Annotated in this window: 13 protein-coding genes; 11 read left to right on the top strand and 2 right to left on the bottom strand. The window is 51.2% G+C overall.

Annotation, left to right across the window (positions count from 1 at the left end):
• Positions 1-120: 120 nt before the first annotated feature.
• From GBK04_RS21645 to kynU, 8 genes are all read left to right on the top strand, one after another.
• Positions 121-354 (top strand): heavy-metal-associated domain-containing protein, encoded by a 234-nt coding sequence (locus tag GBK04_RS21645; RefSeq protein ID WP_373331196.1) that lies wholly within the window; start codon positions 121-123, stop codon positions 352-354.
• Positions 355-429: 75 nt separating this feature from the next.
• Positions 430-885, top strand: coding sequence for an HYC_CC_PP family protein (locus GBK04_RS21650; protein ID WP_152763314.1), 456 nt, complete (start codon positions 430-432; stop codon positions 883-885).
• 79 nt (positions 886-964) lie between these two features.
• Positions 965-3,217, top strand: a complete 2,253-nt coding sequence (locus GBK04_RS21655; protein WP_152763316.1) for a TonB-dependent receptor — start codon at positions 965-967, stop codon at positions 3,215-3,217.
• A gap of 5 nt (positions 3,218-3,222) precedes the next feature.
• A complete protein-coding gene (locus GBK04_RS21660; protein ID WP_152763318.1) occupies positions 3,223-3,789 on the top strand; it encodes a helix-turn-helix domain-containing protein in 567 nt (188 codons plus the stop codon).
• Between the two features lie 60 nt (positions 3,790-3,849).
• Positions 3,850-4,095: a heavy metal-binding domain-containing protein gene (locus tag GBK04_RS21665; protein ID WP_152763320.1), complete on the top strand. Its 246-nt coding sequence runs from the start codon at positions 3,850-3,852 to the stop codon at positions 4,093-4,095.
• A 29-nt stretch (positions 4,096-4,124) separates the two neighbouring features.
• Complete coding sequence (locus tag GBK04_RS21670) at positions 4,125-4,472, top strand: heavy-metal-associated domain-containing protein (RefSeq protein WP_152763321.1); 348 nt, start codon at positions 4,125-4,127, stop codon at positions 4,470-4,472.
• Between the two features lie 224 nt (positions 4,473-4,696).
• Positions 4,697-5,509 (top strand): class I SAM-dependent methyltransferase, encoded by an 813-nt coding sequence (locus tag GBK04_RS21675; RefSeq protein ID WP_152763324.1) that lies wholly within the window; start codon positions 4,697-4,699, stop codon positions 5,507-5,509.
• Positions 5,510-5,626: 117 nt separating this feature from the next.
• Positions 5,627-6,922, top strand: a complete 1,296-nt coding sequence (gene kynU / locus GBK04_RS21680) for a kynureninase (protein WP_373331197.1) — start codon at positions 5,627-5,629, stop codon at positions 6,920-6,922.
• A gap of 122 nt (positions 6,923-7,044) precedes the next feature.
• Here the strand turns inward: kynU and GBK04_RS21685 are convergent, their stop codons facing one another.
• Complete coding sequence (locus tag GBK04_RS21685) at positions 7,045-7,275, bottom strand: hypothetical protein (RefSeq protein ID WP_152763328.1); 231 nt, start codon at positions 7,273-7,275, stop codon at positions 7,045-7,047.
• 214 nt (positions 7,276-7,489) lie between these two features.
• On the opposite strand from GBK04_RS21685, the gene GBK04_RS21690 reads away from it, so the two are divergent.
• Positions 7,490-10,192 (top strand): PQQ-dependent sugar dehydrogenase, encoded by a 2,703-nt coding sequence (locus tag GBK04_RS21690; RefSeq protein WP_152763330.1) that lies wholly within the window; start codon positions 7,490-7,492, stop codon positions 10,190-10,192.
• A gap of 83 nt (positions 10,193-10,275) precedes the next feature.
• Here the strand turns inward: GBK04_RS21690 and GBK04_RS21695 are convergent, their stop codons facing one another.
• Positions 10,276-11,175, bottom strand: coding sequence for a sugar phosphate isomerase/epimerase family protein (locus GBK04_RS21695; protein WP_152763332.1), 900 nt, complete (start codon positions 11,173-11,175; stop codon positions 10,276-10,278).
• A 248-nt stretch (positions 11,176-11,423) separates the two neighbouring features.
• On the opposite strand from GBK04_RS21695, the gene GBK04_RS21700 reads away from it, so the two are divergent.
• Together GBK04_RS21700 and GBK04_RS21705 are read left to right on the top strand one after the other, a co-directional pair.
• The gene (locus tag GBK04_RS21700; RefSeq protein ID WP_152763334.1) at positions 11,424-11,666 is read left to right on the top strand and encodes a DUF6364 family protein; all 243 of its coding nucleotides are present in this window, start codon (positions 11,424-11,426) and stop codon (positions 11,664-11,666) included.
• A complete protein-coding gene (locus GBK04_RS21705) occupies positions 11,663-12,076 on the top strand; it encodes a type II toxin-antitoxin system VapC family toxin (RefSeq protein WP_152763336.1) in 414 nt (137 codons plus the stop codon). The genes GBK04_RS21700 and GBK04_RS21705 overlap by 4 nt, the downstream gene beginning before the upstream one ends.
• Positions 12,077-12,154: the final 78 nt, after the last annotated feature.

The raw sequence follows: 12,154 nt of genomic DNA on the forward strand, positions 1-12,154 counted from the left end.
GGAAGCGGTGTGGTTTAATGGATTAGTTTGGATAAATTGGAAATATGGGCTAACAATAATCAAATCCTGCAACCCCCGACCAAAATTCTGCAAAGGTACCTTCCCTAAAATTTCCGACCTTTGCAAAAACGAAAAGTACAAACCATGGTAACTCAGGAATTCAAAACCAATATCAAATGCGGAGGATGCATCGCCGCTGTGAAACCCTACCTCGATCAGGCCGAGGGCATCGAAAACTGGGAAGTGGATCTGCAAAGCCCCGACCGCATCCTGACTGTGAAGACTGACAAGTCACCCGATGAAGTGACACGTTTAATAAAAGAGGCAGGCTACGAGGCTATGCCGATTGCATAGCCTGCCCCAGGATTGAGCTGAACTATTTAATAATGAAGTTGTTGTTCCAATAGCGGATCGCTGCCCGGCCAATTTATGATTCAAAACCGACCATATAGACTTTTTGCCATCGTGATGGCCTTTGTCGTGCTGCTGAGCAGCACGGGCTTTGGGCTGGTGGAACACAGCTGTATGATGCGGGGTAAGTCGGTGGAGTTGGCGGCGTTGAAAAAAACTGCTACGGGTTGTAAAGCGTGTAAACCGGCTACGGAATCGAAGACTCGAATCGCTTCCTCGCTGCAATTTAAGAAAAAAGCTTGCTGCGAAGAGAGTCATAAGTACCACAATGTCAAGGTGGTTTCGTCAGCTTCCTTTACCATAAAGCTTCTCAAACCAGCGGCTGATCCAGCGGCGATTCCGTTTCAGAACTTCCTGTTTGAAGGCAGCAATTTGCCTCTAATTGTTTCTCCTCTAACCACTTCGTTTCATTCCTTTTCCTCCCTTCACTATGGACGAAGTATGCTTTCGTTCGTCCAGACTTTTCTGATTTAGAATAGCTAGTTAATTGATAATTAGAGTCTTATTCTTATAGGGCTTGCTTTCTTATCATCCTTTATGACTAGTCTTTTCTATGAATTTCCGATTTTATAGTTTACTTACGATCGCACTGCTCATGTATTCGGCGAGGGTCGTTAAGGCCCAGGGACTGCATGGGGCCGTCTACGAACTCTCAGGTACCACGGCCCAAAAGGTACCCCTGCCCGGAGCTAATGTGTATTGGGCCGGTACCACGCTGGGCGCAACGACCGACACGAGTGGCCACTTTTCTATTCCGCGCAGCGCCCAATCCAACCGCTTGGTGGTGAGCTTTGTAGGGTACCTCAACGATACCCTGAAAGTAGTAGGGGAGGCCGAAGTAGAGTTTGTGCTTCGTTCGGCGCAATCGCTCGACGAGGTGGTGGTGCAGGGTAACTCCACCACCATCGACCGGATGTCGCCTATCCAAACCGAAATCATTACCAGCCGGGCGCTGGCCAAAGCCGCCTGCTGCAATCTGTCCGAAAGCTTCGAAACCAACGCCTCGGTGTCGGTTTCGTATGCCGATGCCGTGACGGGCTCCAAGCAAATTCAGATGCTGGGTCTGAATGGTACCTACATTCAGACCAATGTCGAGAATATTCCGAATATTCGGGGGTTAGGTACCACGTTCGGCCTGAATTTCATACCCGGTACCTGGATTCAATCCATCGACGTTGGTAAAGGCGCGGGCTCGGTCGTGAATGGCTACGAATCCATGACGGGACAGATCAATGTGGAATTGCAGAAGCCCGACAGCCGCGAAAAACTCTACGTCAATGCCTACGTCAATAACTTTGGCCGCGCCGAACTGAACCTGAATCTGGCGCATCAGATCAACGACAAATGGAGTGCGGGCCTGCTGACCCATGCCAGTACCCTGCGCAATCGTGTGGACAACAACGGCGACGGATTTCTGGATTTGCCGCTCTATACTCAATTTAATGCCGTGCAGCGCTGGAAGTACCAGAGCGAAAAGATGATGGCACAATTCGGGGTGAAAGTGCTGCACGAAGACAGAACGGGCGGACAAGTTGGTTTTAATCCCGACCGACGTGGACAAACCGGACCCAATGGATCGCCCTACTACGGATTTGGCGCAAAGATCAACCGCCTGGAAGTGTTTTCTAAAACCGCCAAACTCTTTCCAGACCAGCCTTACAAAGGGTTGGGTCTGATTCTGAATGCTTCCATCCACGATCAACGCTCGTACTTTGGTTTTACGCCCTATAACGGCCGTCAGCAAACGTTGTACGGCAATCTGATCTACCAATCCATCATCGGCAATACCAACCACGCCTTCAAAACGGGCGTGAGCTACCTACTGGACGACTACAACGAGCTGTACCGGGATACGACCTTGCTACGAACCGAGTCGGTACCCGGTGCGTTTTTTGAATACACGTATAACAATCTCAATAAATTTACGCTGGTGGCGGGCTCGCGGATAGATTTTCATAACCTCTACGGTACCCAGTTTACGCCCCGACTGCACCTGAAATACCAGCTTGACGGCAATACCGCCCTGCGGCTATCGGCCGGCCGGGGTTTCCGGGTAAGTAATCCGTTGGCCGAGTACTTTGGGAATCTGGTGAGTGCGCGGTCGGTGGTGTTTCGGGAGAAAATCCGGCCCGAGGTTTCGTGGAATTATGGCGCGAGCCTGACGCGGGAGTTCAATGTAGGTACTATGTCGGGTACCTGGATTTTGGATTATTACCGCACCAACTTCCAGAACCAACTGGTGGCCGACGTGGAGCATCCGGGGTACCTGTACTTTTATAATTTGCAAGACAGAGCTTTTGCCAACAGCTTCCAGGCCGAAGTGAACCTCGTTCCCGTCAAGCGGCTGGAATTAAAACTGGCCTACCGCCTGTTCGACGTAAAACAGACCATGGGCGAGCCGTTCGGAGAAAGTGTACTGCTGCCCCGCATGATGATCAACCGCGACCGGGTGCTGTTCAATGCGGGCTACGCGCTACCCTACGACAAATGGAAGTTTGATTTTACAGTACAGTGGAATGGAAAGCGGCGCATCCCGAACCTGGATCCGGGTTACGACCATACTTCGTACCTGAATATGCCCACCGACCTAGCTCCGGCTTTCTTTAATCTGAATGCGCAGGTTACCCGGACCTTTGTCCGGTGGGATGTGTACCTGGGGGGCGAGAATCTGGGCAATTACCGGCAGTCGAACCCAATTATCGGGGCCAATGATCCTTTCGGACAGCGGTTCGATGCGGGCATCGTGTGGGCCCCCGTAGTCGGACGCACGATTTACGCGGGGGTACGTTATAAAATCAAACGCTGAAGCCTATGAAACTTTCCATCAAAAATATGGTGTGCGACCGCTGCATCAAAGTGGTGCGGGAGGAACTAGAAGCGTTGGGCCTGACCGTTGAACAAATCGAACTGGGTTCCGTCCAACTGGCCGGGACGCTTTCCGCCGGACAGGCGCAGCAGGTGAAAGCGCGCCTGGAGGCCAACGGCTTCGAACTGCTGGAAGATGCGCGGCTGGTGCTGGTGGAGTACATGAAAAAGCTGATTATTGACGAGGTACAACACCTTAAAGCCCGGAAACCGGCGCAGATGAATTTTTCGGACTACCTGTCGGAAAAATGCGGCTACGAGTATTCTCACCTGAGTCATTTGTTTTCGGCGACCACTGGACAAACCGTTGAGCAGTACATCATTGCCCAAAAAATCGAAAAGGTGAAAGAATGGCTTTCCTACGGCGAACTGTCGATGACCGAAATTGCCTGGCGGCTGGGCTATAGCAGCGCGGCGCATCTGGGTAATCAGTTTAAGAAAGTGACCGGACTAACCCCCGGCCAATACAAGAAAGACGCCGGTCTGGTGCGGAAAACGCTGGATCAGGTTTAACCAACGCGGTCAGCGTTACCCGGAAAATAATTTTACCAGATCAATCACAACTTTTAAAACATGAAAAAAGTCTTTTTTGCGTTGGTGTTTGGAACGTTGGCCGCTTGTTCGGGCCATAAAGAAAGTACCACCGAGGCTACCGGAAAAACCGCAGTAGAGCAGGTAGCTGGTTCCAAGCAGTATGCGTGCCCGATGAAATGCGAGGGCGAAAAAACCTACGCCGAAGCCGGGAAATGTCCCGTTTGCTCCATGGGTTTAAAAGAAATCGCTCTTGCCAATGCCGACAGTACTCAACACGACCATTAATGTATTTAAAACCCAAATCAATAACTATCATGAAAACAATCCTTTTTTCAATTCTCTTCGCCTTTTCCCTGACAATGAGCTTCGCGCAGTCGGGTGAGAAAGTAGTGAAAATAAAGACCTCCGCCATTTGTGAAATGTGTAAGGAACGGCTGGAACGTAACCTGGGACTGTCCAAGGGCGTGAAGGAATCCAACCTCAATCTCGATGACAAGGTCATGACCGTGAAGTATAATCCGAAGAAAACGGACGTAGCTTCTATCAAGGAAACCATTGTGAAAACCGGCTATGATGCCGACGAAGTGGTTGCCGACCAGAAAGCCCACGACAAGCTACCCAAGTGCTGCCAGAAAACAGCGGCAGCGCACAGCGACATGTAAGGCTGACCGAATCGCGTACCTACTTTTTTAGGATAGCCGGAACACTCAAAGTTCCGGCTTTTTAATGCCCAGTAGCGCGTAGCGGCCCCTACCTACCACTCACTAAGTTTTAGTAGCCTGTTATTGGGGGAATGTTAATTTTGGGAGGCAATGATTTCATAGTTAGGCAGAAAGCCGTATGTCGTTGTGCATTCCAATTAGCTACTTCATCTAAACAAAACACAATGAATCCAAACAAAGCATTATGGGAAAAGGGCGATTTTACCCGTATGGCCGAAACCATGCGCAAAAGCGGTGAGGAATTGGTCGCCAAACTTGATATCACACCGGACCTGGAAATTCTTGAACTGGGATGTGGCGATGGTACGACGGCCCTGCCCGAAGCCAAACGTGGTGCTAAGGTATTAGGGGTCGACATCGCCAGCAACCTGGTGGCAGCGGGCAACCGGCGTGCGCAGGAGCAGGGACTGACCAATTGTACCTTTCAGGAGGGGGACGCCACCGATCTGCGCGAATTGCCCGACCAGGCTTTTGACCGCATCATAAGCATCTTTGGCGTCATGTTTGCCCCCAGGCCGTTTGACGTCGCTAAGGAAATGGTGCGTGTCACGCGTCCGGGTGGAAAAATCGTCATGGGAAACTGGATCCCGGGTGACCCTACCCTGGTTGCTCAGATTCTCAGGATCAGCTCGGCCTATACGCCACCACCTCCCGAGGGCTTTGTGAGTCCGATGCTATGGGGCGTGGAAGAGCACGTGATCGAGCGTTTTGGTGCTGCGGGGATTTCCCGGGACAACATCTCTTTCATGCGCGATACCTTTACTTTTTACGCGGACTATTCTCCGACCGAATTTGTCAGGATGTTCAGGGAATACTATGGCCCTACCATGAATGCATTCGAGGCGGCCGAAAAGAATGGCAAGGCCGCCGAGCTGCGGGAGGAACTCGAAAACTTGTTTAACAGCCAGAATACGAGTCCTACCCCCGACACCCTTTCGATACCGGCCATCTACCTGCGGGTAACGGTGCAATGTTGAGGGTAGTTGGGTAGTAAGGGATTGAATCACGGAAAGTCGGTACGGAGCGTTGAGGTTTCGCCCCGGCTTTCCAGTAGATTTACATTTTCGTACTATTCAACTGACCGATACCCACCCGTGCTTCACTACCCGCCCACGCTTGCCTACGCCCAACAGCAGGATCAGGACGATCCGTTGCGCTCGTTTCGCGACAAATTCCTGATTCCCAAAAAAGATGGTAAAACGATCACCTACCTCTGCGGCAATTCGCTGGGTCTTCAACCCAAATCGGTGCGGCAGGTGCTGGAACGCGAACTGGATGTCTGGCAAAATCATGGCGTGGAGGGCTGGTTTGAAGGCAAAGAGCCCTGGCTGTACTACCATAAGTACTGTAAGCAAACGCTGGCAGAAATTGTGGGCGCCAAACCGTCGGAAGTTTGCCCGATGAATAACCTGACGGTGAACCTGCACCTGATGCTGACGAGTTTTTACCGCCCCGAGGGTACCCGCACCCGGGTACTTACCGTGGCGGGCGATTTTCCTTCCGATCAGTACGCCCTCGAAACCCACGTACGGAGCCGGGGCCTCGACCCGGCTGATACGATCATCGAAATCAAGCCGGAGGCCGGAAGCTACACCCTGAAAACCGAAACCCTGCTGGACGCTATCCGGGAACACCAAGGTACCCTGGCGCTGGTGATGATGAGCGGACTGCATTACTACACGGGGCAGGTATTCGATATGAAAGCTATTGCCGCCGAAGCAAACCGGCACGGCATCAAAGTAGGGTTCGACCTGGCCCACGCGGTGGGCAACGCTCCACTACAATTGCGCGACTGGGGCGTGGATTTTGCCACCTGGTGTTCCTATAAGTACCTCAATTCGGGGCCGGGCGGGGTATCCGGGATTTTTGTCCATGAGAAGAACCACGATGCCGACCTGCCCCGCCTGGCGGGTTGGTGGGGCTACGATGAAGCCCGCCGTTTTGAAATGACGCCCGGCTTTGTGCCCATGCCGGGGGCCGACGGCTGGCAACTCAGTACGCCCACCATTCTGGCCCTGGCCGTGCATCGGGCTTCGCTGGCAATCTTTGAGCAAGCCGGGATCGGTAATCTGCGGACCAAAAGCGAGCGGTTGACGGGGTACCTTGAATACATTCTGGGGGAAATAAACCAGAAATTTGGTAACCCGATTACGATCATGACACCGGCCGAACCCGCCGCGCGTGGCTGTCAACTCTCGTTATTGGTGGAAAAAGACGGCAAAAAGCTCTTTGATACGCTGGTTGAGAACAATATCATCGGCGACTGGCGCGAGCCGAATTGCATCCGCCTGGCCCCCACACCGCTCTACAACTCCTTCGAGGACGTATGGCGGGTAGGGGAGGTTTTTGAGGAATTTTACAATAATGCGAATGCTTATAACAGTTTTTAATTTATCGGAATAAGCTGGAGTAGCTTGCACATAATCAAGTTATTAAGTATTAGGAGATTTCTTTCTCTGTTATGAAGTAAAGCATCTGCTCACATTTAAATACCGCAAACCACAAACACACTCTAAATGTAATCTCTTTGCAACCGAACAGTTCGGTAATTAAAATATAGATGACTGATAGCTGAATTTACCTTTTCTTTAATTATCCAAATCGGTTTGTCATTATTTTCAGAAACTACCTTTTCTATTGTTTCATAAAGATTATCAGTAAAAGTCATTTGAAGCCATTGATAGTCATCTAAAAGGTCTTCATAAAACTTACGTGTTATCTTAAATATTTGTTTTTCGTCCATCTGTATATCTTGTTAGTTTGACGTAAGGAAATAATTAATTTTCTATTATCAAACTGACTTTTTGTGACATGCCGATTTCCTAGACCGTATCTCACATACAGGGTTTGCCTTGTGTCTACTCGATTCCTAGGGGTGTGTTTAACAACCCTTGCCAGGGTAGGTTTAAGCAAGCGGATACTTTTACACGGTACCTAATTTCAATGCGCTGAATGTCATGTCCGTCAAACTTGTAAATCTGGTCGTTTGGTCGGGGCTATTGCTGGCCTCTTTTGTCTCTTCCGATCGTCGCCTTACCCTAGGTATCCCGCCCGGGCGTGCTATCCCGGACAGCAGCCGTTTTACGCCCATGATGTTGGCCCAGGGCCTGGACGAACCCATGGAAATGGCCATTCTGCCCAATCTGAATGTGGTGATCGTCGAGCGGAAAGGGGGCGTGCGGATGTACGACGCTCAGGCAAAGCAACTCAAAACCCTCGCCCGCCTGCACGTGTTCAGCGGGATCGAGGATGGTCTGCTGGGGGTTGCCGCCGACCCGGATTTCGCGCGCAACCACTGGCTTTATTTCTTCTATGCCGTAGGGGGCGACAAGTCCATCTCCCGGCTCTCGCGCATGGAACTACGGGGGGATCAGCTTTTACTGAACACCGAAAAAACACTCCTTGAATTTCCTACCCAGCGCAAGTACTGCTGTCATTCGGCGGGGTACCTTACCTTTGACGCCAAAGGATTTTTGTACCTCTCTACGGGCGATAACACCAACGCCGAAGAAACCGAAGGCTATGTACCCGTGGACGAGCGGCCCGGCCGCGAACTAGCCGACGATCAGGGTACCTCGGCCAACTCCAACGATCTGCGCGGTAAAATCATGCGTATCAAGCCCGAACCGGATGGACCCGCGGGCGCGCCCGCCTACTCGATCCCCGAGGGCAACCTGTTTCCGGCGGATGGAAGCAAGGGCCGACCCGAAATCTATACCATGGGCAGTCGGAATCCGTTCCGGGTTTCGATCGATCCCAAAACCAACTATGTTTATTGGGGCGACGTAGGGCCCGACACCAAGGTACCCTCGGCCGAGGGCGGGTTGATAAGCTTCGATGAAATCAACCAGGCCCGCCAGCCGGGCTTTTTTGGCTGGCCGTATTTTGTGGGCAACAACGAAGCATTGCCCAAGTATGACTTCGCCACCAAAAAGGAGGGCCCAAAAAAAGACCCCCTGCGGCCGATCAACGATTCGCCCAACAACACCGGCATCCGGGAGCTGCCTCCCGCCCAGCCGCCCATGATCTGGTACAACAAAGGCGAGTCCAGCCGCTTCCCACTGGTGGGAAAGGGCGGAGCCAGCGCCATGGCCGGGCCCGTGTATTACAGTGACCTGTACCCCGATGCTCCCTACAAACTGCCGGACTACTACCACGGAAAGCTTTTTATTTATGACTGGATACGGAAATGGATCATGGCCGTTACCCTGGACCCGAACGGCAATTATGTCGGCATGGAGCCCTTCCTGCCCCACCTGAAAGTGATATCGCCCATGGACATGAAGATTGCGCCCGACGGGGCCGTGTACCTGCTGGCGTACGGTACCAACTGGTTTGCCAAAAGTGCCGATGCCGGCCTGTTGCGGGTGGAGTATTCGGAGGGCAACCGGAATCCGGTGGCTGCCATCAGGGCCAGTGGCTTGTACGGAGCGGTACCTTTCACCGTCAAACTTTCGGCCGCCGATTCGCGGGATTATGATCAGGGGGATAAGCTTACCTATACCTGGAAGGTCGGTGGCAAAACCAGGTCCGGGCCGGAAATCAGCCATGTGTTCACCAAGCCGGGTACCTACCCTGTGGCCCTGACAACCACGGACCAGCAGGGCGGCACAGGGACGGCTACGGTTGAGATCAAGGTAGGTAACTCGCCCCCGCGGGCTACGATTGCCAGCGCTTCCAACCGCAGCTTTTACTGGGAGGGTACCGGGCTGGATTATCGCGTGCAGATTCAGGATTCAGAGGACAACCCGATCGATGCCACACGGGCAACGGTTTCGTTCAACTACCTGCCCTTTGGCAAAGACCTGGCCGGTGCCCTCAGCGGCGCTACCCAGGGCGATCTTCGGCACGCGGAGGCCGAAAAGCTCTACAACACCCTGGACTGCAAGGCGTGCCATGCCCGCGACTCCAAATCCGTCGGGCCCAGCCTCAAAGACATCGCCGGGCGTTACCACGGAAAAGCCGGGGCCGTGGATGCCCTGGCGGATAAAGTGATTAAGGGAGGAAGCGGCAACTGGGGTACCTACGCCATGTCCGCGCATCCTGACCTGCCGTCCGATGAGGCCAAAGGGCTGGTGAGATACATTCTCTCGCTCGACGAAAAACCGGTTTCACTTCCGCTCAGCGGTCAACTCAAGCTGACCGATCATATTGGCAAAGGCAGTCAGGGTGCGTACGTGCTCCTGGCTAACTACCTCGACAAAGGTGCCAACGGCATCGAACCTTTGCCGGCGCGGGCGCATCTGGTGCTGCGCAATCCCAAAGTGGAGTTGGAAGACTATGAAGATGGAAACGTGTGGGTGGTGATCGGGACGGAAAACACAGGCTTTATTACCTACATCCGGCAGACCTACCCTAATCGGTTCGTCAGGTTTAATCAACTCGATCTGACGCATATCAAAAGCATCACCTTCCGGCTGCTGGAAGAAGGAGTAGGGGGTACCCTCGAAATTCACCTCGACAAGGCCGACGGCCCTCTGGTAGGTACCCTAAAGGTACCCCCTGGGAAAGCAGCCGACTACACCAAGGGCTGGAAGGACGCCACGGCGAGCCTGAAGCCAACTGCCGGTGTGCACGACCTGTATTTTGTCTTCAAAAGCCCTTCGGGAGCCAAGGAGGAAATGTTCTTCCTGGACTGGATGTATTTCAATAAGGACTAGAAAATAATGGAAATCAAAAAAGCCCCCTGGCATCGGCGAATCCGATGCCAGGGGGCTTTTCTATTTAGGCCAAGGGCAAGATGTTATTTTTTCACGCCCCGCAAAAAAGCAATACTGATGGGTACCTGCGTCGAAATGCTCGGGCTTTCGTCCTCGATGTAGTAGTACTTGATGCTGGTTTTGTCGGCGGCTTTCAGGATTTCGGCTAAGTTCAGCTGGCCGGTGCCCAGTGCCACATCATTCTGCACCGGGGTACCTCCCGACAAATTGCCTTCCACGCCTTTGCGAAGGTCTTTTACGTGCATGAGTTTGAAGCGGTTGGGGTACCTTTTCAGGATTTCGGCCGGATTTTGTCCGGGGAAGAAAGTCCAGAGAATGTCCATTTCAAAATTCACGTATTTGGGATCGGTTTTCTGGACGATGTAGTCAAACAAAGTTTTTTCGTTGCCTCCCTTTACTTCCGACGCTACCTCGGCGGGTACGGGCTGAAACTCGTAGCCGTGGTTGTGGTAAGTAAAGGCAAGGCCGTAGTCGTCTTTCAAAGTCTTGCCGAATTTGTTAAAATCATCCACGGTCTTTTTGGCCATGTCCAGCGTAAAATCGCCCTGATGAGGTACCCACGCTACCCGCACAAACTCCGCACCCAGGGTTTTGGCATTGGTACCTACCTCCGCAATTTTGTTTTCCAGATCGGGGTACTGTACCCCAAACGAAGTGCACTTCATGCCCCGCTCGTCCAGCAGCGCCCGGATGTCTTTCGCCGTGCGCTTAAAGAGGTTCGAGAATTCGATATTGGTAATACCCAGTGCCTTGATGGTATCCAGCGTAGCGCCCACATCTTTCGAAAAACTGTTGCGGTAGGTGTAGGATACCATGCCGAGCTTCTCTTGATCGGTGGGCGGAAACATCGGCTTGCCTTTCTGGGCAAAGGAAATGTTGGAAATCAACCCCAGCAAAAGGGTCAGGACAAATAGTTTTTTCATGTAGTCGTTAAATAATTGATTGGTACAAGTGGTAGGTTATGAGTCAAAAGTAAAGGTACCCTCATTTCTCCTGAAATCGATGGGATGACCTAATGACGAAGGAAAGGCAAGGTACCCTGCCCTTTTTTTTTAAAATGTGACGGGGTGACTGTTAGAATGGAATAATTCCTCCCTTTTGCGCTACCTTATGGGCAAGCTGGTTGGAGAATTCAAACGTAATACGTACTTTTAAAAAAAATATACGTGTTATGAATACGAAACTCACTTTGACGGTCGAAAAATCAGTAATAGAGCGAGCAAAAGCATACGCTAAGCACACGGGAAGAAGTTTATCAGAGATAATCGAAAATTATCTTGATATGGTAACAAAAGAAGATCCCACAACGGAATTGTCTCCTAAATTAAAAAAAATTGTAGGCGTGGTTAATCTTCCACACGATTTTGACGAAAAGAAAGTATTAAGAGCCGAATTGGGAAAAAAGCATCTATGACTAAAATCTTTCTTGACACCAATATTATTGTGGATCTGATTTCGGATCGAAAGCCGTTTAGTAAATACGCCATTGAGATTTTTCAAAATGCAGAAGAAGGCAATTTGGAATTATTTACCTCCTCACATTCCATTGCCACGACGCACTATTTATTGAAAAAGTACATTGAAGAAAAGAATCTTAGAGAGGTACTAAATACTCTTTTGGAATTCCTTACGGTAATAGCCGTTGATGTGGATATTATAAAAAAAGGACTACGGTCTACTCATAAAGATTTCGAAGATTCTATTCAAATTTTCTGCGCGTCTTCGGTAGAAAAAATTGACTGTATCATTACACGCAATGTGAAGGATTTTAAAGGAAGCGAAATAAAGATACAGCCTCCTGATGCGTTTTGTTTGACTCTATAAATATATCGACCTGAATTGTGATTTTTCAATCGAAGTCGGTCAGGCGTAGCAAAGGTTTGGATAGCATTCATGGGTCAC

This window comes from Salmonirosea aquatica, assembly GCF_009296315.1.
GTDB lineage: Bacteria > Bacteroidota > Bacteroidia > Cytophagales > Spirosomataceae > Salmonirosea > Salmonirosea aquatica.

Bases quoted from the DNA above. Each gene is read 5' to 3' on its own strand.
- GBK04_RS21700 (WP_152763334.1), top strand. From the start codon at position 11,424: ATGAATACGAAACTCACTTTGACGGTCGAAAAATCAGTAATAGAGCGA.
- GBK04_RS21660 (WP_152763318.1), top strand. From the start codon at position 3,223: ATGAAACTTTCCATCAAAAATATGGTGTGCGACCGCTGCATCAAAGTG.
- GBK04_RS21665 (WP_152763320.1), top strand. From the start codon at position 3,850: ATGAAAAAAGTCTTTTTTGCGTTGGTGTTTGGAACGTTGGCCGCTTGT.
- GBK04_RS21655 (WP_152763316.1), top strand. From the start codon at position 965: ATGAATTTCCGATTTTATAGTTTACTTACGATCGCACTGCTCATGTAT.
- GBK04_RS21650 (WP_152763314.1), top strand. From the start codon at position 430: ATGATTCAAAACCGACCATATAGACTTTTTGCCATCGTGATGGCCTTT.
- GBK04_RS21690 (WP_152763330.1), top strand. From the start codon at position 7,490: ATGTCCGTCAAACTTGTAAATCTGGTCGTTTGGTCGGGGCTATTGCTG.
- GBK04_RS21695 (WP_152763332.1), bottom strand. From the start codon at position 11,175: ATGAAAAAACTATTTGTCCTGACCCTTTTGCTGGGGTTGATTTCCAAC.
- GBK04_RS21705 (WP_152763336.1), top strand. From the start codon at position 11,663: ATGACTAAAATCTTTCTTGACACCAATATTATTGTGGATCTGATTTCG.
- GBK04_RS21675 (WP_152763324.1), top strand. From the start codon at position 4,697: ATGAATCCAAACAAAGCATTATGGGAAAAGGGCGATTTTACCCGTATG.
- GBK04_RS21685 (WP_152763328.1), bottom strand. From the start codon at position 7,275: ATGGACGAAAAACAAATATTTAAGATAACACGTAAGTTTTATGAAGAC.
- GBK04_RS21670 (WP_152763321.1), top strand. From the start codon at position 4,125: ATGAAAACAATCCTTTTTTCAATTCTCTTCGCCTTTTCCCTGACAATG.